Source organism: Janthinobacterium foliorum, assembly GCF_978021625.1.
The window spans coordinates 25409-49313 of sequence record NZ_CDXDQE010000020.1 but is presented as its reverse complement, the minus strand read 5'-3'; the positions used below and the strand labels follow the sequence as shown (position 1 = coordinate 49313).

The window sequence follows — 23905 nt, the reverse complement described above, 5'->3', positions numbered from 1 at the left end:
CGACGCCAGCCTTGCCGCTGGCGTTTTTTTTGCCCGGCAGCCCAGACCCCAGCTTGTCAATCATGCTTAATGATCAAGATGACATGCAGATAGATAGCGCGTAGTATTTTTCTTCATACTGCCCAGTTCGGCAGCACAGCATCCCGGGGAAAGGACGGCAGCGTGGCGGCGTCGAACGATCTCGCGCACTGGCGCGGCCAGATTTTTACGCGCCTGCTGCAGGTAGTGTTGCTGCTGGGCATAGTCACGGCCATTCCCAGCGCCCTGCTGGCGGCGCGCGAAGCTATCTGGTCCATAGTCGCCATCGACTTGCTGGCCATCGCCTGGATCGCCGCCCTCTGGCACTGGCGCGGCGCGCCCTACCGCTGGCGCGTGGGGCAATTCCTGCTGATCGCCTACATCGTCGGCGTGGGCCTGCTGCTGAAGATCGGCCCCATCAGCCAGATCTACCTGATGGTCATTCCCGTGCTGGCCGCCTTGCTGCTGGGCATGCAGCCTGCCGTATGGGGCCTGGCGCTGACGGCGCTGACCATCTTCGTGCTGGGCCTGCATCCGGACGTGGCGCTGCAACTGCATGGCGTGCCCGATTCGCCCGTGCTGCGCGCGCTGATCATCTCCCTGAACTACCTGTTCATCGCGGCCGTGCTGACCCTGTCCTGCGCCTTTCTGCTGCGCCACCTGGAACACGCGCTGGAGCGCCTGCAAGCGAGCGCGCTGTCGCTGGAACACAGCGGCGTCGTCCTGTCGGCGCTGAACGCGGAACTGCGCTTGACGGCCACGGCAGTGGCCCGCTTGAACGACATGGTCATGATTGCCGAAGTGACAGATGCGCCGCCCGGCGCGCAGGCCGCACCGGCCACGCGCATCATCTTCGTCAACGACGCCTTCGAACGCAGCAGCGGCTATGCCCGCGCCGAGGTGCTGGGCCGCAGCCTGCTGTTCCAGCAAGGCCCCGCCACCGATGCGGGCGAACTGGCGCGCATCGCCACCGCCATGGCCGGCGGCCAGCCGTCACGCGCGGAATTACTGAACTACAACAAGGCCGGCACGCCTTACTGGGTCGAAGCGGAACTGGTGCCTTTCACGGACGAGGACGGCAAGCAGTCCCACTGGGTGGCCGTCGAGCGCGAAATCGACGAGCGCAAGAAGTCGGAGGCGGATATCCATCGCCTGGCCTTCTATGACGTGCTGACGGGGCTGCCCAACCGGCGCCTGCTGATGGACCGCATTGCGCATCTGCTGGCCGCCGCGCCGCGCGACCCTACCATCAGCGCGCTGATGTTCATCGACCTCGACCACTTCAAGCACATCAATGACGCGCGCGGCCACGCCACCGGCGACGCCCTGCTGCGCATGGCGGGCGAACGCCTGGCCAAGCTGATGCGCAAGGCCGACACCGTGGCGCGCCTGGGCGGCGACGAATTCGTCGTGCTGCTGGCGCACCTGGCCGATGACGTGGACAGCGCCGCCCGCACGGCAGCCCAGGTGGCCGAGAAGATCCGCGACGCCATCGCGCGCGACTTCGATATCGGCGCGCAGTCCTACCACTGCTCGGCCAGCATCGGCGTGACTCTGCTGCCGAAAGCGGGCCAGCAGGCGCACGACCTGCTGCGCGAGGCGGATATCGCCATGTACCGCGCCAAGGCGGAAGGGCGCAATGGCATCGCGTTTTTCGAGGCCGCCATGCAGGCGGGCGTGGAGCGCCGCCTGACCCTGGAGCGGGCGCTGGCGCGCGCCCTCGACGCCGCTCAATTGCGCATGCATGTGCAGCCGCAGGTCGACCGCCATGGGCGGGTCACGGGCGCCGAGCTGCTCATGCGCTGGCCGCAGGCGGACGGCACGCACATCGCGCCCGGCATCTTCATTCCCATCGCCGAGGAATCGGGACTGATCGTGCGCCTGGGCCACTGGGCGCTGCGCGAGGCGTGCCGCGCCGCCACGCTGCTGGCACAGGCCGGCCAGCCCATCGCCCTGTCCGTCAACGTCAGCCCGGCACAGTTTCGCCAGCCCGATTTTGCCACCCGCGTGCAGGCGGCGCTGGCCGAGCACGGCACGCCGGCCACGGCCCTGATCCTGGAACTGACGGAAGGCCTGCTGATCGACCAGCGCGATGCCTCGCTGGCGCGCATGCGCGCACTGGCAGAGCTCGGCATCCGCTTTTCCATCGACGACTTCGGCACCGGTTATTCCAGCCTCGCCTACCTGACGTCGATGCCCCTGTACGAACTGAAGATCGACAAGCGCTTCATCGACGATACGCCGCGCGACGCGCGCGACACGGCCATCGTGCAAGCCATCCTGGCCATGGCGCGCCACCTGGGCTTGCGCGTCGTGGCCGAAGGCGTGGAGACGCGCGCGCAGGCCGATTTCCTGATCGCCCATGATTGCGATGGCCTGCAGGGCTATCTGTACGCGCGGCCCATGCCGCTGGACGACTTTATCGCCTGGCTGGCCCGGCACGAGGCTTAGCTTTCCGACATTTCCCGTATGAAACTCCTCCGCTAGAATACCGGCCTTGTAGCCCTGCACCTTCACCGCCCTTTCTTGTTAAAGTGATCTCCGATGCGTCTGGTTCTCCCCCTGTTGGCCCGTCCACTGCTGCTGACCTTGCTTGCAGCCGCCCTGCCCGCCGCCCATGCGGCCCCATCCTCCACCACTGCCCCAACCCCGATCACGCTGGACCAGGCGATGGCCGATCCCGACTGGATCGGCACGCCCGTCGAAGCGGCATGGTGGGGCTGGAATGGCCAGCTGTATTACAAGCAGAAGCGCCTCGGCTCGCCATTGCGCGACACCTACCAGTTGTCCGGCGCGAACGCCAAGCTCAATAGCGGCAAGAAAGTCGATGACGCGCAACTGGCCAACCTCGACGGCCAGCAGATGGTCGTCAACCGGGCCGGCACGCGCGCCATCCTGCTGCGCAACGGCGACTTGTTCGAGCGCGACCTGAAAAGCGGCGCCCTGGTGCAAATCACGCGCGGCATCGCCGCCATCAGCGACCCGCAATACTCCGCCGACGGCGGCGCCGTGCAATACCGCAGCGGCACCGACTGGTTCAGCTGGAACCGTCTTGACCGCCTGAGCGCGCCCGTGGCCCTGTTGCGCGCCGCCAAGGATCCGGACGCCAAGCCGGAGGCCGACAGCCAGCGCGACCTGCAGTTGCGCCTGATCGTCAACCTGGCGCGCCAGAAGGAAGACCGCGACGCCAGCCGCGAACGCCGCCATGCAGAGCGCCGCCTGGACGCCACGCGCGCGCCGGAACCGATCTACCTGGGCGAGAAAGTCACGATTTCCGGCAGCGCCCTGTCGCCGGACGGCCGCTGGCTGCTGTTCGTCACGCAAGACAAGGCGGCGGAAAAAGGCAAGCTGGGCAAGCTGGCCCGCTACGTCACGGAAACGGGCTACCCGGACGTGGATGACGAGCGTACCCGCGTGGGCCGCAACATGCCCATCGCGCAAAGCCTGAAACTGGCCGACTTGCGCGCGGGTACGGTGCGCGAGATCGCCTTCGACAGCCTGCCCGGCATCGCCACCGATCCGCTGGCGGCCTTGCGGGCCGAACAGAAACTCGCGCCGCTGACAGGCAACCGTCCCGTGCGCGTCGACGCCCAGCGCGACGGCATCGCCTGGACCGATGACGGTTCGCGCGTGGCCGTGCGCGTGCGCGCCATCGACAACAAGGACCGCTGGATCGCCAATGTCGACCTGGCCAATGGCGCCCTCGTGCCCGTGCACCGCATCAGCGACACGGCCTGGGTCAACCGCCGCGCCGACGAATTCGGCTGGCTGCCCGACAACGCCACCCTGTGGTATCTGTCCGAGGAAAGCGGCTACGCCCACCTGTACACCAAACAGGGCGCCGCGCCCGCGCGCGCGCTGACCAGCGGCCAGTGGGAAGTGAGCAATGTCGAGTGGAGCCGCGACGGCAAGCACGCCTACTTTGTCTGCAACCCGCAGGCGCCGGGCACGTATGAAGTGTGCGCCAGCACGGCGAAAGATGGCGGCGCGCGCGAAGTGACCAGCTTGAAAGGCGTGGAAAACTTCGGCCTGTCGCCCGACAACGGCAAGCTGCTGGTGCGCTATTCCACCAGCTACGTGCCGGCGCAGCTGGCCACGATAGGCGTGGCAGGCGGCAAGGCAACTATCTTGACGGACACGCGCAGCGACGCCTTCAAGGCGCGCAACTGGATCATGCCGCAGCTGGTGCAAGTGCCGTCCACGCATGGCGCGGCCCCCATCTGGGCCAAGCTGTATCGTCCCGCGACACTGGAGGCAGGCAAGCAATATCCGATCGTCATGTTCGCGCACGGCGCCGGCTACCTGCAGAACGTGACGGAACGCTATCCCGTGTATTTCCGCGAGCAGATGTTCCACAACCTGCTGGTGGAACAGGGTTATATCGTGCTGGACGTCGACTACCGCGCCTCGCTCGGCTACGGCAGCGCCTGGCGCACGGCCATCTACCGCCAGATGGGCCACCCGGAACTGGAAGATTTCATCGACGGCGCCAATTGGCTGGCGCAGCAGCACCAGGGCGACATCAGGAACGTGGGCATCTATGGCGGCAGCTACGGCGGCTTCATGAGCCTGATGGCCCTGATGCGCGCGCCGGAGGTGTTCAAGTCGGGCGCCGCGCTGCGCCCCGTGACGGACTGGACGACGTACAACCACGAGTACACGGCGAACATCCTGAACACGCCGGAACTCGATCCGCAGGCGTATAAAATCTCCTCGCCGATCGAATACGCCGACAAGCTGACGGGCAACCTGCTGATCGCCCATGGCATGATCGACGACAACGTGTTCTACCAGGACTCCGTGCGCCTGTCGCAGCGCTTGATCGAGCTGAAGAAGGATAACTGGGAAATGGCCAGCTACCCGATGGAGCGCCACGGCTTCGTGCAGCCGGAAGCGTGGTATGACGAGTACCGCCGCATCTATCAGTTGTTCCAGAGAACATTGAAGTAAGCGATATCAGCGTGTATCGTAGGTCGGATTAGGTCCGCAGGACCGTAATCCGACATCACCAGAAGTGCAAAGATGTCGTGGTGTCGGGGTCAGACCCGCCGGGGCCTGGTCCCGGGCAATCACTCAGTCAAATGGCACGGGCCGTGGCGTCGTGTCGCTCGATGGCGGCAGGCTCGGCAGCACGATGTGCGGCTGCTTGCCCGTCAGGGTTTTCAGGAAGGCCACCAGCTTGGCGTTTTCATCGGGCGTAAACGTGCGGCCCAGCTGCAGGCGGCCCATCACGTCGACGGCCTGCGTCAGGGTCGCCGCCTCACCATCGTGGAAGTAAGGGTAGGTCAGCTCCACGTTGCGCAGGGTCGGCACCTTGAAGTTGAAACGGTCCGCATCCTTGCCCGTCACGGCCGCGCGCCCCTCCGTTGTCATGGCCGTCTTGTACGGTTCGACGATGCCCATCTTCTGGAAGGTATTGCCGCCCACGGCGGGGCCGTTATGACAGGCGATGCAGCCGCTTGTCTTGAACAGCTGGTAACCTGCCAGCTCATCTTTCGTCAACGCGCTTTTCTTGCCCATCAACCATTGATCGAAGCGCGAGTCGGGCGTCACCAGCACCTCCTCGAAGGCGGCGATGGCGCGCGTGACCTGCTCGATGGTCAGCTTGTCCTGACCGAACACCTGCTTGAATTCCTTGCGGTAGGCGGGGATCGAGGCCAGCACGTCGATGGCGAGTTCGTGCGTAAAAGCCATCTCGCCCGGATTGGCGATGGGGCCGCCCGCCTGTTCCTGCAAATCCTTGGCGCGGCCATCCCAGAACTGCGCTACGTTCATGCTGGAATTGAGCACCGTGGGCGAATTGATGGGGCCGCGCTGCCAGTTGTGGCCGATCGACGTCTTGATGTTATCCGTGCCGCCCATGCTCAGGTTATGGCAGCTGTTGCAGGAAATAAAGCCCGAGCGCGACAGGCGGGGATCGAAGAACAGTTTTTTACCCAGTTCGACCATCGCCGGATTGGCGCCCCTGGCGGCGGCGATGGGCTGGATCGGCTCCTTGTCGGCGGCGTGGACGACACCGCCAAAAGCCAGGCCGGCGATGAAGAGGAAGGGTGAGAGGCTGCGGCGCATAGTGTAACTCCTGGAAACATTCCCGAATCGGCGGCGCGCACCGGCGCGGGAATGCGGCGCGCCGGCCCGGTCGCCACCCGTACATCGCAAGATTGGATGTTGATTTATATTAACTTTGACAGGTTCACAATGAAAATGACCGGGATCAAGGTTCTGCCAGCACGCGAATTGCGCTTGCCATTTGAGCAAGCGTGGCACATGATGAAGGCATGACGACTTCCACCACCTCCGCCCTGCTGCGCGCCGCGTGCGCCAGCCTCCTGTTGCTGACCGCCAGCGCCTGCGGCAGTGCCCCCAAGCAAGATGCGGCGCCCGCGCCAGGCAATGCCGGCTTGCTGGCACAGATCCAGGCGGAAGTGGGTGCCGCCGCCTGTGATTCTACGCAGCAATGCCAGACCATCGCCATCGGCGCCAAGGCGTGCGGCGGGCCGGAGCGCTATCTGGCCTGGTCCAGCAAGGACAACGACGGCAAGAAGCTCAAGGCCCTGGCCCAGGCGCAGGCCGAAGCGAGCCGCAAGCAGCAGCAGGCGGACGGCATGATGTCCACCTGCTCCATCGTCACGGACCCGGGCGCCACCTGCGAAGCGGGACGCTGCGTGCTGCAAAAGAACGGCATGGGCGGCAGCTCGGCGATGTAAAAAAGCCGCTGGATCAGCGGCTTGGGCGCTTGCGCAACGCGTCAGGACTGCAGCTGCAAGGTCTTGACGATCCGGCTTTCCACCTTCTCGCCCGCGCCCGACGTGGCGCTCCTGCTTTCCTTGCGCAGCAACAATAGATGGTCGCCGCTCACGCCGTACTGGCGCGTCTCGTCCGTTTTTTGCGTAAAGCTGACCACGACAAAGGCGCGCCCGCTCACGTCGACATGAAAACGGCTGGCCAGCGGTGTGCCATCGGCGGCGATCCACACATCGATGCCGCCATCGAACTTTTTGACATACTTGCGGTCTTTCTCCGGCACCTTGTCGAGCGAAAGGGTAAAACTCAGCAAGCGCGCCGGCTTGCCCTTGTAGCTGTCCATCTTTTCGCCGCTGAACACGGCTTCGTCCATCTCGCGCGACAAGGCATCCGCGGCCGATACCATGGAACGCAGTTCCGACGCCTTCATTTCCTCCAGCGCAAAGCCGGTCGGCGTCTTGACCTTCGGATCCTTCACCTTGGCACGCTGCTCGGCCTCGGCCTTTGCCAGCAACTCCTTGCTGTAAAGCACTTGCAAGCCCGCCGGCCCCGCGTCGACGGCCACCGCGGCCTGGCCGCTATCTTCTTCCGCCTACTTGCCTTCGCCTTCGCGGCGCCAGGTTTTCGATTCCACCTGCGCCTTGAGAGGGGTTTGCCCCTGCAGCCGCGCCAGCGCCGCATTCAGGTCGGCCAGCCCATCGGCCCGCGCCGTCCCGCACGCCGCGCTGAACAAGCCGCCCAGCACCAGCCATTGCACGCCATGTTGTCGCTGCATCATCGCATCCTCATGTTACATATGGATGCCAAAACACCATGTTTTGGCCATCTGTTGCATTTGAACACAGCTTGCTCTGGTCAGGTGGAAAGTCTTTCTGCTATAATTCGCCGCCTTGGCCTGGTAGCTCAGTCGGTAGAGCAGAGGATTGAAAATCCTTGTGTCGGTGGTTCGATTCCGCCCCGGGCCACCAAGAATTCAGCAGTACGTAATAAAAAGCCAACCTTCGGGTTGGCTTTTTGTTTTCCTCAGCACAAAACCTGACATCCCGCCGCTATGTACGCAAACGTACGGACTGCGGCTGCGCAAGAGCACATGCTGCAGGCAGACCACTTTCCTAGCCGCCGCCAGCGCCCTGCGCGACATGCCGGAACGGCCAGCTGGTCGGATTCTCCGCCACACCGCCATGCGAAACTCGCGCCCGACGCCGTCGAGCCGTTCCGTACTTAACGGCACACTGCCAAAGGATGCACATGAAACCTACCCTGATATTGCTCGCACTCGCCTCGACCCTTGCCTTGACCGCCTGCCAGCGCGAAGCGCCACCCGCGCCCACCGTCGTGCAAGTCGTCCCCGGCGCGCCTGGCCCTGCCGGTGCCACCGGTGCCGCGGGTGCGGACGCGCCTGCCGGTGCGACTGGCGCCACCGGTGCCACGGGCCAGACTGGCGACAGCGGCGCACAAGGCAATGATGGCGCCAAGGGCGAAGTCGGCGCCACCGGCGATGAAGGCGCCAAAGGCGACACGGGCGCCAAGGGTAAAACCGGCGACACCGTGATTGTCGTTCCACAACGCTAATCCCGCTGGCGCCGGGGGCGGCACTGCCCCCATACTTCCCGCACAACGCCAACCCACCCGGTTGGCGTTGTGCGTATGCGCACTACCGCACAGTAACATTCCCGGCATCGGCCTACCCTGTAGCCATATAACAGGGAGATATCGCATGCTGAAGATTGCTCTGCTGGTGGTCCTGCTGGGCCTGGTTGCACTGTTCGCCGTCGGCCCCGTGCGCCGCGCCCTCATTACTCCGCGCCTGCTGGCGCTGTTCAAGCGCATCTTGCCAACCATGTCCGAGACAGAGCGCGATGCGCTTGAAGCGGGCACCACGTGGTGGGATGCGGAGCTGTTTTCCGGCCGGCCGGACTGGCAGAAATTGCTGGCGTATGCACCGCCCGCCTTGAGCGCCGAGGAGCGCCATTTTCTCGACCACGATGTCGAGCGCCTGTGCGAACTGGTCAACGATTGGGAAACGCAGCAGCTGCTGGACTTGCCGCCGCCAGCCTGGGCCTACATGAAAAGCCAGGGCTTCCTCGGCATGATCATTCCCAAGCAATATGGCGGCAAGCAATTCTCGGCCTATATGCATTCGCAGGTGGTGATGAAACTGTCGACCCGCTGCTCGGCGCTGGCCGTCAGCGTGATGGTGCCCAATTCGCTGGGGCCGGCCGAGCTGCTGCTGCATTACGGCACCGAAGCGCAGAAGGATTACTACCTGCCGCGCCTGGCGGCCGGCACGGAAATTCCCTGTTTTGCCCTCACCAGCCCATATGCGGGTTCCGATGCGGCCGCCATTCCCGACCTGGGCGTGGTGTGCATGGGCATGCATGAAGGACGCGCCACCCTGGGTTTGCGCATCACGTGGAACAAGCGCTACATCACCCTGGCGCCCGTGGCCACCCTGCTGGGACTGGCATTCCAGACCAGCGACCCCGAGCATCTCTTATCCGGCAATGACAGCCCCGGCATCACGTGCGCGCTGATTCCCGCCAGCCACGACGGCGTGGTGATCGGGCGCCGCCACCATCCCTTGAACGCCGTATTCCAGAACGGCCCCACCTCGGGCGAGGATGTCTTCATCCCCATGGAGTGGGTCATCGGCGGCCAGGCGCAAGTCGGCAAGGGCTGGCGCATGCTGATGGAATGCCTGGCGGCCGGCCGCGCCATTTCGCTGCCCTCGTCCAGCGTGGGCATGGGCAAGATGGCCGTGCGCGGCACCAGCGCATACGCGGCCGTGCGGCGCCAGTTCAACATGCCGATCGGCAAGTTCGAAGGCGTGCAGGAAGCGCTGGCGCGCATGGGCGCCAACCTGTACCTGATGGATGCGGCGCGCACGCTGTCGGCGATGGGCGTGGACCTGGGCGAAAAACCGGCCGTCATTTCCGCCATCGTCAAGTACCACGTCACGGAGCGGGGCCGCGCGCTCGTCAATGACGGCATGGATATTCTCGGCGGCAAGGGCATCTGCAGCGGCCCGAACAATTTCCTCGCCAGCGCCTACCAGCAGATTCCCATCGCCATCACGGTGGAAGGCGCCAACATCCTCACGCGCAGCCTGATCATCTTCGGCCAGGGCGCCATCCGCGCGCACCCGTATGTGCTGCGGGAAATGGCGGCCGTCCAGGAAAGCGACCACGCGAAAGCCGTGCGCGATTTCGACGCGGCCTTCTTTGGCCACGTGGGCTTTGTGCTGGGCAATATGGCACGGGGCTTGTGGTACGGACTGGGCGGTGCGCGCCTGGCCGCTGCGCCAAACGCTGCCGCGCCGGAGCTGGCGCCGTATTACCGCGCCCTCACCCGGCTGTCGACGGCGTTTGCCGTGATGACGGACATGTCGATGTTCGTGCTCGGTGGCGAACTCAAGCGGCGCGAGCGGCTGTCCGCGCGGCTGGGGGACGTGGTCTCGCAACTGTATTTGTGCTCATCCGTGTTGAAGCGCTACGAGGATGACGGGCGTCCGCCGGCCGACCTGCCGTATGTGCACTGGTCGCTGCAGGATGCGCTGGTGAAAGCGCAGCAGGGCTTGACGGGCGTGCTGGAGAATTTCCCCGCGCGCGCGCTGGCCGTGCTGCTGCGCACGCTGCTGTTCCCGTTTGGCCTGCCGCATCGCCCGCCTTCCGACGAGCTGGGCAGCGACGTCACGCACGCCATGCAGACGCCCGGCGCCGACCGCGAGCGCCTGCTGGCCGATGGCTACGTGGCCAGCGACGCGGCCGATCCCGTGGCCAGCGCCGAACGGGCCCTGCTCCTGCTGCCGCAAGTGGCGGCCATCGAGAAACGCCTGAAAGACATGCCGGCAGGCGCGGCCCTCAGGCACCTGCCGCAAAGCGTGGCTGCCATGCAGCCATGGCTGTCCGCGGCCAAGGCCGCAGGCGCCGTCAGCTGCCAGGAACACAATATCTTGCTGGAATTTGTGCGCCTGGTGGACGGCTTGATCCAGGTCGACGATTTTGCGCCCGCCACAGCGCAGGCAACGCAGGGCGCCTATCCGCGCGATGACGCCGGCATCGTCGATGCCAGCGACAAGCCCATCACGAGCGGCACCAGCGCCGCATACACGACGATGACGGAGAGCCAGACGGCGCCGGGCCAGTACGCCCTGACGCCAAAATAAATACTGGAAAACAGCAGCGGACACAGCACGGACGCCAGGCTCACGGACGAGGCCAGCACGCCCTGGAACTGGCCTTGCCGGTCCTCGGCGACCTGCCGCGTCGCCAGTGACTGCAAGGCTGGCGCACCGATGCCGCCCAGCGCGAACACGGGCATGACGGCAAAGATCATCCAGCTGCGCGTGGCAAAGGCCATGACGACCAGCGCCAGGCAGGCGCAGGCGACGCCGGCCAGGATGGTGGCCCGTTCGCCCAGCAGTTTCACGGCCGGGCCGGGCAAGAACGCCTGCGCCAGCGCCTGGCATACGCCAAAAGCGCCCAGCGACAGGCCGATCCACAAACCATTCCATTCGAAGGCATCGTGTCCCCACAGGGCCCAGCAGACGCCATACACTTCGCCGGCCGCGCTGAAGGTAAAGAAAATCAGGGTGATGGGCAGCAGGCGCTTTTCGGCCAGGACCCAGCGCAGCGGCCGCAGGGGATTGAGCGATGCCCATTCCATGCGCCCGGCCGTTGTCGTGCGCAGGGACGGACGTGACTCCGACAAGGTAAAAAACGCCAGCAGCAAGTTGCCCATGTTCAGCACGGCCGCCGCCAGGAAGGGCAGGCGCAGGCCGTAATCGCCGAGCGCGCCACCGAGCACGGGGCCGATGATGAAGCCGGCGCCGAACATGGCATTGAGCAAACCGAAGCGCCGTGCCCGTTGATTCTCAGGCGAAATGTCCGTCAGGTAGGCAGTCGCCACGGACACATTCGCGCTGGTCAGTCCGGCGATGGCGCGTCCCAGCAGCAGCATCCACAGGCTGGGGGCGAAGGCGAGGAACAGGTAGTTGATGGCCGCGCCGCCCAGGGAGAGCAGCAGCACGGGGCGCCGCCCCAGGCGGTCGCTCAGGGAACCCAGCACGGGCGCGAATATGAACTGCATCAGCGCATACAGGGCCGTCATGATGCCGATGTAGGGCGCCACGTTGGCGGCATGCGTGACGTCCTGCAGCAGCGCCGGCAGGATGGGAAAAATCAGGCCGATGCCGACAGCATCGAGCAGGACGGTGGCAAAGATGACGGCCAGCGCGCGTTGCCGGACGGGGGCGGTCGCAGGAAGAGGCAATTTCATATACTCAATCTAAATATATACTCAGTACATAAATAGTACGCCCGGCAATACAGCGTCATCAAGCGATATCTGTACTCAGTACACTTCGTGTATGATCGAGGCAACATGACCATTCCCACCGACCTGCGCTCCCGCAAACGCCTGGCCACCCGGCAAGCCATTTCCAATGCCGCCACGCGCTTGTTCTTCGTGCGCGGCTTTGACCACGTGACGGTGGACGAGATCGCGGCGGCCGCCAATGTGGGGCGCATGACGGTGTTCAACCACTTCCCCCGCAAGGAAGACATGTTCTTCGACCGCGAGGAAGAGGGCCGCGAACTGCTGCGCGCCGCCGTGCGCCAGCGCGATCCCATGGTGGCGCCGCTAGAAACCCTGCGCCTGCTCGCCCATCGCCTGGTGACAGAAGATAGCCCCTACATCACCTTTTCCGCCGCCGGCCAGGGATTTATTGCCACCATCGAAGAGAGTCCCGCCCTCAAGGCCCGCGCCAGGGCCATCCGCGACGAGCTCGTGCAAGTGGTGGCGCAAGCGCTGACCGAGTGCACGGGAAGAGACGCCCGCGATCCCCTCGCCCACCTGGCCGCCAGCCTGCTGCTGGCCACCTGGAGCGTGGCCTTGATCGAGTCGCACCGCGCCTTCCGCCTGCATGGCGATGCGCGGCGGGCCAAGACCGGTTTTCTGGCCCTGGTGGATCAGGGGCATGCGGGCCTGAAGGCAGCCTTGGCGGGCACGCCTTACGCCTGAACAGGCCGGCTCCCCGCCCCCGGACACGCGGCCTGACAGATATCGCCGGAACGCCCATCATCTGTCGCAGCGCAAGCCTTTGCGCTTTCCTGCCCCATTTGCAAACGCCTGTGCTTGCGTGACCGGGTGGCCGCTTCCTATCATGTACCACGCGCTGGCACATTCCCCGCCGCCCGCCACTGAACTGTCTAACCGAGCTGTCTAACTGAGCTGTCTAACTGAGCTGTCTAACCGAGCTGTCTAACGGAACTGTCTTCCGGTAACCGCACGCAGCTGTAGGGAGGTACACCATGAATACCCCGACGAATGGCCAGCTCGATGCGCTGCAGGGCGCATTGAGAGGACCACTGCTACAGGCGGGCGATGCCGGCTACGACGCTGCCCGCGCCGTCTGGAACGCGATGATCGACCGGCATCCGGCCCTCATCGTGCGCTGCACGGGCATGGCGGACGTGCGCACGGCGCTGGCATATGCGCGCAGCCACGGCCTGCCCCTTGCCGTGCGCGGCGGCGGCCACAACATCGCCGGCAGCGCCCTGTGCGACAACGGCCTGGTGATCGACCTGTCGGGCATGAAATCCGTGCACATCGATGCGCGGCAGCGGCGCGCCCATGTCGACGGCGGCGCCACCTTGCGCGACTTCGATCACGAGGCACAGGCATTCGGCCTGGCCACGCCGCTGGGCATCAATTCCACCACGGGCGTGGCGGGGCTGACCCTGGGCGGCGGCTTTGGCTGGCTCAGCCGAACGCTGGGCCTGGCGGCCGACAATCTGCTGGCCGCCGACGTGGTCACGGCCGACGGCCAGGCCGTGCATGCCAGCGCGACGGAACACCCCGACCTGTTCTGGGCCTTGCGTGGCGGTGGCGGCAACTTCGGCGTGGTCACGCGCTTCGAGTTCCAGCTGCATCCCGTGGGGCCGGAAGTCACCGCGGGACTCATCGTTTTCCCCCATGCGCAAGCCAAGGCCGTGCTGACGAAATACCGCGATTTCGTGGACGGCATGCCCGACGAGCTGACCGTCTGGGCCGTGCTGCGCCAGGCGCCGCCGCTGCCTTTCCTGGCGCAGGAGGTGCATGGCCAGGACGTGCTGGTCCTGGCCGTCTTCTCGCCCCTGCGCTCGGCCGCCATGCAGGAAGCGGTCGACCGCATCGGCCGCTTCGGCCAGCCGCTGGGCGCGCACCTGGGCGCCATGCCCTACACGGCCTGGCAGCAGGCCTTCGATGCGCTGCTCACGCCCGGCGCGCGCAACTACTGGAAATCGCATAATTTCACGCAGCTGAGCGATGGCGCCATCGATACCGTCATCCGCCATGCCGCCCGGCTGCCGACGCCGCAATGCGAAATCTTCCTCGGCCTGCTGGGCGCGCAGGCGGGCCGGCCGGCGCCGCAGGACACGGCCTATCCGCACCGCGACGCCCTGTACGTGATGAACGTACACACGCGCTGGGACGACCCGGCCGACGACGCCCGCTGCATGGCCTGGGCGCGCACCTTCTTCAACGACGCGGCGCCGTATGCGACGGGCAGCGTGTACGTCAATTTCCTGACCGAGGACGACAGCGGGCGCACGGCCGACGCGTATGGCGCCAACTATGCGCGCCTGGCGCAGATCAAGCAGCGATACGATCCCGACAACCTGTTCCGCGCCAACCAGAACATTTGCCCGGCCGGCCAGGCAGCCGGCATGTAGCCAGCGCGCGGCATCGCCAGCCGTCACAAGCCGGCGTGGCGGCCAGGTGCCGCCGCCACCCTGCAATCCCTTGATCCAAGGCAAGGCAATGCAGGGCCAGCCGACATACAATCGCCGGCTTTGCCTGACTTCCATGCGCCACGCTCCCGAACTACTTTTGCCTGCCGGCTCGCTGGCCAAGATGCACGCCGCCTTCGACTATGGCGCCGACGCCGTCTACGCGGGGCAGCCGCGCTACAGCTTGCGCGTACGCAATAACGACTTTTCGACCTTGCAGGCCTTGCAGGAGGGAATTGACGGCGCGCATGCGCGCGGCAAGCAGTTCTTTGTTGCCAGCAATATCTTCGCCCATAACGCCAAGCTGAAAACGTATTTGCGCGACATGGAACCGGTGATCGCCATGCGTCCCGATGCGCTGATCATGGCCGACCCGGGCCTGATCATGATGGTGCGCGACAAGTGGCCGGAGATCCCCGTGCACCTGTCCGTGCAGGCGAACGCCGTCAACTGGGCCGACGTGAAATTCTGGCACCGCATGGGCTTGACGCGGGTGATCCTGTCGCGCGAACTGTCGCTCGACGAGATCGAGGAAATCCGCCAGCGCTGCCCGGAAATGGAACTGGAAGTGTTCGTCCACGGCGCCCTGTGCATCGCCTATTCGGGCCGCTGCCTGCTGTCCGGCTATTTCAACCACCGCGACCCGAACCAGCGCACGTGCACGAATTCCTGCCGCTGGGATTACAAGGTGAAAAATGCGGCGGAAGACGCCAGCGGCGACCTGGGCGGCATGCAAGTGGTGCCGCTGGCATTCCACCAGGCGCTGGCCGAGGCGGACAACAATGCCTTTTCCGCCCTGCACCAGCAGCCGCGCCACCCGCTGGCCGACCGGCCCTATCTCATCGAAGAAGCGCAACGCCCGGGCCAGCTGATGCCCATCCTCGAAGACGAGCACGGCACCTACATCATGAACTCGAAGGATTTGCGCGCCGTCGAGCACATCGAGCGCCTGGTGAAAATCGGCGTCGATTCGCTGAAGGTCGAGGGCCGCACCAAGTCGCTGTACTACGCCGCGCGCACGGCGCAAGTCTACCGCCAGGCCATCGACGACGCCGTGGCGGGCCGGCCCTTCGACATGGGCCTGCTGGGCCAGCTGCAAGGCCTGGCCAACCGCGGCTACACGGACGGCTTTTACCAGCGCCACCACACGCAAACGCACCAGAACTACATGCGCGGCGCCTCCGAGGCGAACCGCAGCCAGTACGTGGGCGACGTGCTGGGCGTGACGGATGGCTGGGCGCGGGTGGAAGTGAAAAACCGCTTCGCCGTGGGCGACCGTCTCGAGGCCGTGCATCCGGGCGGCAACCGCGACTTCACGGTTGATCGCATGCTGGCCGACGACGGCAGCGAACTCCAGGTGGCGCCCGGCAGCGGCCACTTCGTGCGCATCGCCCTCGATGCAGCGCTGGACCAGGCCTTGCTGGCGCGTTATTTGTAACCGCCAGTCGGGCGGCGGCACCGGCAAACCAGTCCGCAAGTATTTGATTTTACAAGAAATAATTGGCATGACGCGGCTGAAACAATTTGTTTAGGCTTCAACATTGCTATACGATACGGCCACCCTGCGCCCGGGTGGCTTATCGGCTTTCCGGGCATCCCTGACACGTTCACCGGAATCCCCGATGCCGCCTGCCACTCCTGCCCTGATCACCAATGACGCCGTCGTCCTCGGCCTGCTCGCCATGACCCTGGGAGGCGTTTTCTGGACGGCCGCCCGCGCGGACGGCTTCTGGAAAAAGTTCTACACGTATATCCCCTCCCTGCTGATGTGCTATCTGATCCCGGCGCTGCTCAACACCTTCGGCATCATCGATGGCAACGCGTCCGGCCTGTACGCCGTGGCGCGCGACTATTTGCTGCCCAGCGCGCTCGTGCTGCTGTGCGTGGCCATCGATTTCGGCGGCATCCTCCGTCTCGGCCCCAAGGCCATCATCATGTTCCTCACCGGCACCTTGGGCGTCATGCTGGGCGCCCTTGTCTCCTTCGAAGCCTTGCGCCTGATCCACCCGGAAACGGTGGCGGGCGACACCTGGCGCGGCATGACCACCGTGGCCGGTTCGTGGATCGGCGGCGGCGCCAACCAGGCGGCCATGAAGGAAGTGTTTGAAGTGGACGCCACCCTGTTCGGCCAGTTCGTCGCCGTCGACGTGCTGGTGGCCAACGTCTGGACGGCCGTGCTGCTGTTCCTGGCGGGCCGCGCGGGCGCCTTCGACCGCTGGACGGGCGCGGATTTATCCGCCATCAATGCGCTCAAGGACAGCATCGAAAGCTACCGCGCCCAGCACGCGCGCATCGCCACCCTGACCGACATCATGATCATCCTCGGCGTGGGACTGGGCGTGACGGGCCTGTCGCACTTCCTGGCCGGCCCCATCATCGGCTGGATCGCCACCCTGCCGGCCGCATGGCGCCTGCAGGATTACAGCCTGACGTCGACCTTCTTCTGGATCGTCGTGCTGGCCACCACCTTCGGCCTGCTGCTGAGCTTTACCCGGGCGCGCAGCCTGGAAGGCGCGGGCGCCTCGACCATCGGCTCGGCCATGCTGTACGTGCTGGTGGCCACCATCGGCATGCACATGGACTTGAAAGCCCTGTTCGACAAGCCCTTCCTGTTCCTGCTGGGCCTGATATGGATCGCCGTGCATGGCGGCCTGATGCTGCTCGTCGCCAAGCTGATCCGCGCGCCCCTGTTCTTCATGGCCGTGGGATCACAGGCGAACATCGGCGGCGCCGCCTCGGCCCCCGTCATCGCCAGCGCCTTCCACCCTTCGCTGGCGCCCGTCGGCGTGCTGCTGGCCGTGCTCGGCTACGCGCTGGGCACCTACGGCGCCTACATCACGGGCTTGATCCTGCGCGGCATGGCGGGGTGACCACCGTGCTGGCGTGCGCCAGACAGGCGGCATGACATGACACACGACAACGCCAGCCTTCGGGCTGGCGTTGTCGTTGCTGCGCTTGGCCAGCAGGCGCTATCTGCACACAAGCGCCGGCCGCAGGCCACGGCGCGGCTGTGACCACCGGTATCGCATCATGGCGATGCGGGTGCGCCATGGCGTGTTCCAGCCTCTCCATTGCGCAGCAACGGCGGCGTCCCTTGGTTGTTTTTTCGGGCAGACCAGTTCCCGCGACAATGGCAGCAGAGTCTCGCCAAAAATCCCCACGATGTAGCAGAAACCCCTCAAAACCAAATTTCCGCACCATTTTTGTGCAAAATCTGCGATGATAGTTGCCCAAATAACCGATCACCTCCATGGAATTCTGATGAAATACGCATCTGCTCACGAGTATGTCCAGCATGTCGCCGCACGCAATCCAGGTCAACCCGAGTTTCTGCAAGCCGTCACCGAAGTCATGGAGAGCTTGTGGCCATTCCTGGAGCAGCACCCGAAATACGCGGAACAAGGCTTGCTGGAACGCTTGATCGAGCCGGAGCGCGTGGTCATGTTCCGCGTGTCGTGGGTCGATGACCATGGGCAAGTGCAAGTCAATCGCGGCTACCGCATCCAGCACAGCATGGCCATCGGCCCGTACAAGGGCGGCATCCGCTTCCACCCGTCCGTCACGTTGTCCGTGCTGAAATTCCTCGCCTTCGAGCAAACGTTCAAGAATGCCCTGACGACCTTGCCGATGGGCGGCGGCAAGGGCGGTTCCGATTTCGATCCGAAAGGCAAGAGCCCGGGCGAAGTCATGCGCTTCTGCCAGGCCTTCGTGAGCGAACTGTTCCGCCATGTGGGGTCGGATACGGACGTGCCGGCCGGCGACATCGGCGTGGGCGGGCGCGAAGTGGGCTACATGGCCGGCATGATGAAAAAACTCAGCAACCGCGCCGATTGCGTCTTCACGGGCAAGGGCGCCAGCTTCGGCGGCTCGCTGATGCGGCCGGAAGCGACGGGCTACGGCACCGTATACTTTGCGCAGGAAATGCTGAAAACGCGCGGCCGCTCGTTCGAAGGCATGCGCGTGTCCGTCTCCGGTTCGGGCAACGTGGCGCAATACGCCGTGGAAAAAGCCATGGCCATGGGCGCGAAAGTCATCACCGTCTCCGATTCGAGCGGCACCATCGTCGATGAAGCCGGTTTTACGCCGGAAAAACTGGCCATCCTGATGGAGATCAAAAACCATCTGTATGGCCGTGTCAGCGACTACGCCGAACGCACGGGCGTGCGCTTCGAGGCAGGCGTCTCGCCATGGCACGTGCCGGTCGACATCGCCCTGCCCTGCGCCACGCAAAATGAACTGGGCATCGACGATGCGCGCACCCTCATCGCCAACGGCGTGCAATGCGTGGCCGAAGGCGCCAACATGCCCACCACCATCGAAGCGGCGAAAGCGTTCGAGGCGGCCGGCGTGCTGTATGCGCCGGGCAAAGCCAGCAATGCGGGAGGCGTGGCCACGTCGGGTCTGGAAATGAGCCAGAACGCGGCCCGCATGTCGTGGCCGCGCGAGGAAGTCGATGCGCGTTTGCTGCAGATCATGCAGGGCATCCATGCGGCCTGCAAACAGTACGGCACGCGCGCCGACGGTTCCGTCAGCTACGTGGACGGCGCCAACATCGCCGGCTTTGTCAAAGTGGCCGATGCGATGCTGGCGCAGGGAGTAATTTAGGCGGCCTAATGGCACCGGACAGAACCGTAGCGAGCGGAAGAGCGAGGTGGCCGAGAAGCGCAACCGTACTGAAGTACGGTGAGCATCGCGGGCCGCCTATATCGACGCGCAGTAGGTTTGGTCGGGTGTCCTACAACATTTCGGGCTTCATCAGGCTCTTGCGGCTGATCGTGCGGCCCGACACCATGAACTCGCCGTTGCCCCGGTAATGCAGGGTTTCCGGCAGCTTGGGCGAGGTGGCCACGTGGGCTTTCACGCACTCGAAAATAAAAAAGCCGCCCTTCGGGTTGCCCGCCACCTGCGCCAGCTTGCACTCGAAGTTGGCGTAGCACTCGGCGATCAGCGGCGCGCCCACCTGCTCGGCCGGCTGCGGCGTCAAGCCGAAGGCCGTGAACTTGTCCGTGTCTTCCCCGCTGCAATTGCCGATCGCCACCACCTGGTCGACCATGTCGGCCGTGGGCAGGTTGATCACGCATTCCATGCTGCGCTTGATCATTTCATAGCTGTGGTTCGCGTCGGAAATGAAGCAACCCAGCAAGGACGGCGTGAATTCCATCAGCATGTGCCAGGCCATGGTCATGACGTCGCTCTCGCCCTTCCAGGTGGAACTGACCAGCACCACCGGCCCCGGTTCCAGGAAGCGGCGGATATCGGCGACGGGATAATCTTCTTTGTGGTAATTTTTCATCTGGTCTCCTGGACGCGGTAAGCGATAGCATAGCCGAATGGCGGCGTGCCGGTCGCGCGGGTGGCGCTGGCCGTGTGTGCTTTCCACGTCCCGATTTGTGCAGCTCGTCGCAAATTTCTCCCCACGGGAGATGTTGCACCATAGAATACACTTATCAACTACTCAAGGAAATCGCCATGCGCCACCTGTTCCTGTTGTCCGCCCTTGCTCTCGCCTCCCTGGCAACCCTCGCGCATGCCGACGAGCAGGCGCGCACGGTGGGCGCCTTCAATGCCATCGATATCCGCGGTCCCATCAGCCTCGAAGTCGAATCGGGCAAGGAGCAGAGCCTGCTGCTGCGCGGCGACCAGAAGTTTCTCGGCAATGTGGTCACGGAGGTGGTCGATGGCGAGCTGAAAATCTCGCTGAAGGACAAGAGCGTCAAAAAAACGGATGGCGATCCGCGCATCATCATCACCATGCCCGCCTTGCGCAAGCTGATCGCCGAAGGCGCGGGCGAGAAAATCCTGACCAAGCTCAATGGCCCCAGGGTCGACATCAGCTACAAGGGCGCGGGGCGCCTGGCCGCCGATGGCAATGTGGACTGGCTGCGCCTGAAGGCGCAAGGCGTGGGCGACGTCGATACGAAAGCCTTGCTGGCGAAAAACGTCGACGTCAATTTCGACGGCATCGGCAACGTCAAGGTGTACTCCTCGGGAGAACTGAACGCCGTGGTGCGCGGCATGGGCGAACTGACGTATTACGGCAAGCCCAAGCTGGTGCACAAGTCGATCGCCGGCATCGGCAGCGTCAACGCCGCCAAGTAAGATTTCCTGAAAAAAACAAGGCCCTCAGGCCACTGGAGACCGCATGACCGCAACACCCGATACCGGCGCGCCGCTCGTGCTGCGCGAGGACGAGGATGGCCTCGTCACCCTGCGCCTGAACCGTCCCCTGCAATTCAATGCCCTGTCGGAAGCCATGCTGGCCGCGCTGCAAGCGGCGTTCGATGCGATCGCGCAGCAGCCGCACGTGCGCTGCGTGGTGCTGGCCGCCGAAGGCAAGGCCTTTTGCGCCGGCCACGACCTGCGCCAGATGCAGGCCACGCGCCAGCTTGCGTATTATCAAACCCTGTTTGCGCAATGCTCGCGCGTGATGCAAGCCATCCAGGCCCTGCCCGTGCCCGTGATCGCCCGCGTGCATGGCATCGCCACGGCCGCCGGCTGCCAGCTGGTGGCCAGCTGCGACCTGGCCGTGGCGGGCGCGTCCGCCCGTTTTGCCGTCTCCGGCATCAACGTGGGCCTGTTCTGCGCCACGCCATCGGTGGCCCTGTCGCGCAATGTGTCGGCCAAGCGGGCCTTCGACATGCTGGTGACGGGCCGCTTCATCGACGCCGACACGGCCGCCGACTGGGGCCTGATCAACGAAACGGTCGCCGATGCGGCGCTCGACGAGGCCGTGGCGCGCCTGGCGCAGCAGATCATGGCGAAGAGCCCCACGGCCATCCGCTATGGCAAGCAGATGTTTTACCAGCAGCGCCAGCTGCCGCTGGACGCAGCGTATGCCTACGCTGGCGACGTGATGGCGCGCAACATGATGGAAGAGGACGCGGACGAAGGCGTTGCGGCTTTCCTGGAAAAGCGCGCGCCCCGCTGGCAGGCCTAGGGCAGGCTATCTGCGGCGGACATGATCTAGTTCCGCATGCGCGCGTGGCAACGGCCTAGAGTGAAAGCTCCCTGACTGAAGGAGCCTGCCATGCGCGTCCTGCACCGCACTTTCACCCGCGCCGTCGCCGCGGCCACCCTGCTGGCACTGTCCGGCCTGGCCCTGGCGGCGGGCGCTTCGCGTGCCCCCGGCGCCGCGCCCGTCTCGCCGCCGCTGCCCGGTTTCAGCGACAAATTCATGCACGTCAATGGCGTGCGCCTGCATTACCGCATCGGCGGCTGGGGCAAGCCGGTGGTCTTGCTGCACGGCTATGCCCAGACGGGTCACATGTGGGGTCCTGCCATGCAGGCGCTGGCGCGCACGCACACGGTGATCGTGCCGGACCTGCGCGGCGCCGGGGCATCCGAGCGGCCGCCAGGAGGCTATGACAAGGTCACCATGGCCAGGGATATCCATGCCCTCGTGCGCCAGGTATCGACCCAGCCGGCGGCGCTGGTGGGCCACGACATCGGCATGATGGTGGCCTACGCCTACGCGGCGCAGTTTCCCAACGACACGGAACGAGTGGTGCTGATGGATGCCTTCCTGCCCGGCATCGGCGACTGGCGCAATGCGTTTCCGGCACAGGCCGTCTGGCACTTCCATTTCTATGGCGACACGCCCCTGGCCCTGGTCAAGGGACGCGAGCGCCTGTACTTTGAACACTTCTGGAACGATATGTCAGCCAACCGCCACAAGTCGGTCAAGGAGGCGGACCGGCGCATCTACACGGCCGCCTATGCGCAGCCGGGCGGCATGCGCGCGGGGTTTTCCTATTTCAGCGATTTCGACAACGATGCGCGCGACTTCATCCGTCTGGCCGAGACCAGCCTGGCCATGCCCGTGCTGACCATCGCCGGCGAAAAATCGGCCAACACCTTCCTTGGCCGCCAGGTGGCGCTGGTGGCCACCGATGTGCACAGCATCATCATTCCCGACACGGGGCACTGGCTGATCGATGAAGCTCCTGAACAGGTGCTGGCGGCGCTGGACGACTTTTTGCGTTAGCGGCTGTCCTTCATCTGCTGCTGCACCGACAGGCTGAGCTTGCCCAGGTCTTCCCTGCCCAGCAGCGGCAATTGCGCCAGCAGGCTGGCCAGGGCCGAGCTGCCCGTCACGTCCAGCTCGGAGGACTGCACCAGCACCGTGCCGGCGCCCGTGAAGTCGATCTGCTTTTCCTCGCCCGACAAACTGAAACCCGTGAGCGCGCCGGCGGCCGAGGCCCAGCCCTGCACGTGGGCATAATCGTAGTGGTACGAGGGGCTGGGACAATCGGCCCAGCCCAGCACGGCCTGCTCGTCGACCCGGCACGGCAGTTCGAGGAAATGCACGGGCCCGTTCGACGACGCGATGACCTTGCCCGTGCCGATCATGGTCAGATAGCCGGGCAAGGTCGATTCCTGGCAGAGTACGTCCTTCGTAAAACCCAGCAGGTTTTTCGCGCGGATGGTCATGTTGGCATTGTCCAGGTCATAGCACGCCAGATCATTGCCGTTGTCGCCCAAAATCAGCTGACCCTGCCCTTGCGCCACGACAAAGTGGTGCACGTACTTGGGCGCATTGAAGGCGTTGCGCACGATCAGGTCGAGCACGCTGCTGCCCATGGCTTCAAAGCGCAGCTCGCCATAAAAGGCGATCATCTTGCCCTTGCGGATGAAAATCTGTTCCTTGACGTCGATGACATACGAAAAACGGTTCAGGTTATCGTTCTTCGGCAAGGTATCGGGGGTGTAAATCGTCATGGCTTACCTTTCGCTCGCTTGGATGTAGACCGTGCCCTGGCCCGTGAACTTGACCTGGTAGGACTCGCCGGACGCCTGGCCGACGAAGGTTTTCCAGTTCAGGTCCGTGACGATGGTCGAGCTCAGCTGGCCCGTGTGGCCGATATACGCTTGCGGGTCGACAAACACGGGCACGTCCGGCGCGACGGGCAAGCCGATGGCGTTGCCGTCGGACAGGATCGCCACTTCGCCCGTGCCTTGCAAGGTGGTGGTAAACAAGCCCTGGCCCGAGGCCATGCCGCGCACCACGCCCTGCACCCCACCCTGGTTGCCGAGGAACATGGTGCCGGCCGTCAAGCGCGCATCGAAGGCCAGCAGGGAATCGCTTTCCACGTAAAACGTCTCGCCGCGCACCGGGACGATGGTGACGAACAAACCACCCTGCGCGTAAAACACGCTGCCCGTGCCACGCGCCGACATCAGGGCATAGCCTTCATTGGTGACGGCGCGCATGGCCAGGCTTTGCACGCCCTGGCCCGCCAGGAACGAGCGGCTGAATGCCACGTCGCCCTGGTACGCCACCATGGCCCCCTTGCGGGCGAAGACTTCTTCATTGCCGAGTTTAACCTCGAGCATCTTTTCATTGATCTGCTGATAGACGGGCATCGTGCGCT

Annotated in this window: 19 protein-coding genes, 1 tRNA gene and 1 pseudogene; 14 read left to right on the top strand and 7 right to left on the bottom strand. The window is 64.8% G+C overall.

What is annotated here, in order from left to right; translation table 11 throughout:
* Positions 1 to 162: 162 nt before the first annotated feature.
* Complete coding sequence (locus ACZ92H_RS28085; protein WP_465051820.1) at positions 163 to 2469, top strand: putative bifunctional diguanylate cyclase/phosphodiesterase; 2307 nt, start codon at positions 163 to 165, stop codon at positions 2467 to 2469.
* A 93-nt stretch (positions 2470 to 2562) separates the two neighbouring features.
* Positions 2563 to 4968, top strand: coding sequence for a S9 family peptidase (locus ACZ92H_RS28080; protein WP_465051819.1), 2406 nt, complete (start codon positions 2563 to 2565; stop codon positions 4966 to 4968).
* Positions 4969 to 5091: 123 nt separating this feature from the next.
* Here ACZ92H_RS28080 and ACZ92H_RS28075 read toward each other — a convergent pair whose 3' ends face one another.
* A complete protein-coding gene (locus tag ACZ92H_RS28075) occupies positions 5092 to 6087 on the bottom strand; it encodes a cytochrome-c peroxidase (protein WP_465051818.1) in 996 nt (331 codons plus the stop codon).
* A gap of 209 nt (positions 6088 to 6296) precedes the next feature.
* On the opposite strand from ACZ92H_RS28075, the gene ACZ92H_RS28070 reads away from it, so the two are divergent.
* The gene (locus ACZ92H_RS28070) at positions 6297 to 6725 is read left to right on the top strand and encodes a hypothetical protein (protein WP_465051817.1); all 429 of its coding nucleotides are present in this window, start codon (positions 6297 to 6299) and stop codon (positions 6723 to 6725) included.
* A 41-nt stretch (positions 6726 to 6766) separates the two neighbouring features.
* Here ACZ92H_RS28070 and ACZ92H_RS28065 read toward each other — a convergent pair whose 3' ends face one another.
* Positions 6767 to 7300 (bottom strand): hypothetical protein, encoded by a 534-nt coding sequence (locus ACZ92H_RS28065; RefSeq protein WP_465051816.1) that lies wholly within the window; start codon positions 7298 to 7300, stop codon positions 6767 to 6769.
* Positions 7301 to 7354: 54 nt separating this feature from the next.
* Complete coding sequence (locus ACZ92H_RS28060) at positions 7355 to 7540, bottom strand: hypothetical protein (RefSeq protein ID WP_465051815.1); 186 nt, start codon at positions 7538 to 7540, stop codon at positions 7355 to 7357.
* 114 nt (positions 7541 to 7654) lie between these two features.
* On the opposite strand from ACZ92H_RS28060, the gene ACZ92H_RS28055 reads away from it, so the two are divergent.
* The 3 genes and pseudogenes from ACZ92H_RS28055 to ACZ92H_RS28045 form a co-directional block, all read left to right on the top strand.
* A tRNA-Phe gene (locus tag ACZ92H_RS28055) sits at positions 7655 to 7730 on the top strand.
* A gap of 280 nt (positions 7731 to 8010) precedes the next feature.
* Entirely contained in the window at positions 8011 to 8334 is a 324-nt protein-coding gene (locus tag ACZ92H_RS28050) for a collagen-like protein (RefSeq protein ID WP_131375955.1), read from the top strand.
* Between the two features lie 145 nt (positions 8335 to 8479).
* Positions 8480 to 10765, top strand: a pseudogene (locus ACZ92H_RS28045) (acyl-CoA dehydrogenase); the annotation flags it as partial.
* A gap of 32 nt (positions 10766 to 10797) precedes the next feature.
* Here ACZ92H_RS28045 and ACZ92H_RS28040 read toward each other — a convergent pair.
* A complete protein-coding gene (locus ACZ92H_RS28040) occupies positions 10798 to 12039 on the bottom strand; it encodes a TCR/Tet family MFS transporter (RefSeq protein WP_465051814.1) in 1242 nt (413 codons plus the stop codon).
* A 105-nt stretch (positions 12040 to 12144) separates the two neighbouring features.
* Between ACZ92H_RS28040 and ACZ92H_RS28035 the strand changes: the two genes are divergently transcribed.
* The 5 genes from ACZ92H_RS28035 to gdhA all read left to right on the top strand — a co-directional run bounded on the left by ACZ92H_RS28035 (position 12145) and on the right by gdhA (position 19139).
* The gene (locus tag ACZ92H_RS28035; RefSeq protein WP_465051813.1) at positions 12145 to 12783 is read left to right on the top strand and encodes a TetR/AcrR family transcriptional regulator; all 639 of its coding nucleotides are present in this window, start codon (positions 12145 to 12147) and stop codon (positions 12781 to 12783) included.
* Positions 12784 to 13073: 290 nt separating this feature from the next.
* On the top strand, positions 13074 to 14477 hold the full coding sequence (locus ACZ92H_RS28030; protein ID WP_465051812.1) for an FAD-binding oxidoreductase: 1404 nt from the start codon (positions 13074 to 13076) through the stop codon (positions 14475 to 14477).
* A gap of 133 nt (positions 14478 to 14610) precedes the next feature.
* Positions 14611 to 15972: a prephenate-dependent tRNA uridine(34) hydroxylase TrhP gene (trhP, locus tag ACZ92H_RS28025; RefSeq protein ID WP_465051811.1), complete on the top strand. Its 1362-nt coding sequence runs from the start codon at positions 14611 to 14613 to the stop codon at positions 15970 to 15972.
* A gap of 184 nt (positions 15973 to 16156) precedes the next feature.
* Positions 16157 to 17404 (top strand): DUF819 family protein, encoded by a 1248-nt coding sequence (locus ACZ92H_RS28020; RefSeq protein WP_465051810.1) that lies wholly within the window; start codon positions 16157 to 16159, stop codon positions 17402 to 17404.
* 391 nt (positions 17405 to 17795) lie between these two features.
* On the top strand, positions 17796 to 19139 hold the full coding sequence (gene gdhA / locus ACZ92H_RS28015; RefSeq protein ID WP_465051809.1) for an NADP-specific glutamate dehydrogenase: 1344 nt from the start codon (positions 17796 to 17798) through the stop codon (positions 19137 to 19139).
* 130 nt (positions 19140 to 19269) lie between these two features.
* Here gdhA and ACZ92H_RS28010 read toward each other — a convergent pair whose 3' ends face one another.
* Positions 19270 to 19827 carry a flavin reductase family protein gene (locus tag ACZ92H_RS28010; RefSeq protein ID WP_465051808.1) on the bottom strand — a complete coding sequence of 186 codons (558 nt, stop codon included), beginning with the start codon at positions 19825 to 19827 and terminating at the stop codon, positions 19270 to 19272.
* Between the two features lie 176 nt (positions 19828 to 20003).
* Here ACZ92H_RS28010 and ACZ92H_RS28005 point away from each other — a divergent pair, with 176 nt between their 5' ends.
* The 3 genes from ACZ92H_RS28005 (at position 20004) to ACZ92H_RS27995 (ending at position 22518) form a co-directional block, all read left to right on the top strand.
* A complete protein-coding gene (locus tag ACZ92H_RS28005) occupies positions 20004 to 20633 on the top strand; it encodes a GIN domain-containing protein (RefSeq protein ID WP_465051807.1) in 630 nt (209 codons plus the stop codon).
* Between the two features lie 43 nt (positions 20634 to 20676).
* Positions 20677 to 21471 carry an enoyl-CoA hydratase gene (locus ACZ92H_RS28000; RefSeq protein ID WP_465051806.1) on the top strand — a complete coding sequence of 265 codons (795 nt, stop codon included), beginning with the start codon at positions 20677 to 20679 and terminating at the stop codon, positions 21469 to 21471.
* 90 nt (positions 21472 to 21561) lie between these two features.
* Positions 21562 to 22518 carry an alpha/beta fold hydrolase gene (locus ACZ92H_RS27995; protein ID WP_465051805.1) on the top strand — a complete coding sequence of 319 codons (957 nt, stop codon included), beginning with the start codon at positions 21562 to 21564 and terminating at the stop codon, positions 22516 to 22518.
* On the opposite strand, the gene ACZ92H_RS27990 is transcribed toward ACZ92H_RS27995, so the two are convergent.
* Together ACZ92H_RS27990 and ACZ92H_RS27985 are read right to left on the bottom strand one after the other, a co-directional pair.
* On the bottom strand, positions 22515 to 23252 hold the full coding sequence (locus ACZ92H_RS27990) for an AIM24 family protein (RefSeq protein WP_131375919.1): 738 nt from the start codon (positions 23250 to 23252) through the stop codon (positions 22515 to 22517). The two genes, ACZ92H_RS27995 and ACZ92H_RS27990, sit on opposite strands and share 4 nt — an antisense overlap.
* Before the next feature lie 3 nt (positions 23253 to 23255).
* Entirely contained in the window at positions 23256 to 23897 is a 642-nt protein-coding gene (locus ACZ92H_RS27985; RefSeq protein ID WP_465051804.1) for an AIM24 family protein, read from the bottom strand.
* Positions 23898 to 23905: the final 8 nt, after the last annotated feature.

What these genes read in the sequence shown, in the direction of transcription:
- ACZ92H_RS28080 (WP_465051819.1), top strand. Translation starts at nt 2,563, where the DNA reads ATGCGTCTGGTTCTCCCCCTGTTGGCCCGTCCACTGCTGCTGACCTTG.
- ACZ92H_RS28075 (WP_465051818.1), bottom strand. Translation starts at nt 6,087, where the DNA reads ATGCGCCGCAGCCTCTCACCCTTCCTCTTCATCGCCGGCCTGGCTTTT.
- ACZ92H_RS28070 (WP_465051817.1), top strand. Translation starts at nt 6,297, where the DNA reads ATGACGACTTCCACCACCTCCGCCCTGCTGCGCGCCGCGTGCGCCAGC.
- ACZ92H_RS28060 (WP_465051815.1), bottom strand. Translation starts at nt 7,540, where the DNA reads ATGATGCAGCGACAACATGGCGTGCAATGGCTGGTGCTGGGCGGCTTG.
- ACZ92H_RS28050 (WP_131375955.1), top strand. Translation starts at nt 8,011, where the DNA reads ATGAAACCTACCCTGATATTGCTCGCACTCGCCTCGACCCTTGCCTTG.
- ACZ92H_RS28040 (WP_465051814.1), bottom strand. Translation starts at nt 12,039, where the DNA reads ATGAAATTGCCTCTTCCTGCGACCGCCCCCGTCCGGCAACGCGCGCTG.
- ACZ92H_RS28035 (WP_465051813.1), top strand. Translation starts at nt 12,145, where the DNA reads ATGACCATTCCCACCGACCTGCGCTCCCGCAAACGCCTGGCCACCCGG.
- ACZ92H_RS28030 (WP_465051812.1), top strand. Translation starts at nt 13,074, where the DNA reads ATGAATACCCCGACGAATGGCCAGCTCGATGCGCTGCAGGGCGCATTG.
- trhP (WP_465051811.1), top strand. Translation starts at nt 14,611, where the DNA reads ATGCGCCACGCTCCCGAACTACTTTTGCCTGCCGGCTCGCTGGCCAAG.
- ACZ92H_RS28020 (WP_465051810.1), top strand. Translation starts at nt 16,157, where the DNA reads ATGCCGCCTGCCACTCCTGCCCTGATCACCAATGACGCCGTCGTCCTC.
- gdhA (WP_465051809.1), top strand. Translation starts at nt 17,796, where the DNA reads ATGAAATACGCATCTGCTCACGAGTATGTCCAGCATGTCGCCGCACGC.
- ACZ92H_RS28010 (WP_465051808.1), bottom strand. Translation starts at nt 19,827, where the DNA reads ATGAAAAATTACCACAAAGAAGATTATCCCGTCGCCGATATCCGCCGC.
- ACZ92H_RS28005 (WP_465051807.1), top strand. Translation starts at nt 20,004, where the DNA reads ATGCGCCACCTGTTCCTGTTGTCCGCCCTTGCTCTCGCCTCCCTGGCA.
- ACZ92H_RS28000 (WP_465051806.1), top strand. Translation starts at nt 20,677, where the DNA reads ATGACCGCAACACCCGATACCGGCGCGCCGCTCGTGCTGCGCGAGGAC.
- ACZ92H_RS27995 (WP_465051805.1), top strand. Translation starts at nt 21,562, where the DNA reads ATGCGCGTCCTGCACCGCACTTTCACCCGCGCCGTCGCCGCGGCCACC.
- ACZ92H_RS27990 (WP_131375919.1), bottom strand. Translation starts at nt 23,252, where the DNA reads ATGACGATTTACACCCCCGATACCTTGCCGAAGAACGATAACCTGAAC.
- ACZ92H_RS27985 (WP_465051804.1), bottom strand. Translation starts at nt 23,897, where the DNA reads ATGCCCGTCTATCAGCAGATCAATGAAAAGATGCTCGAGGTTAAACTC.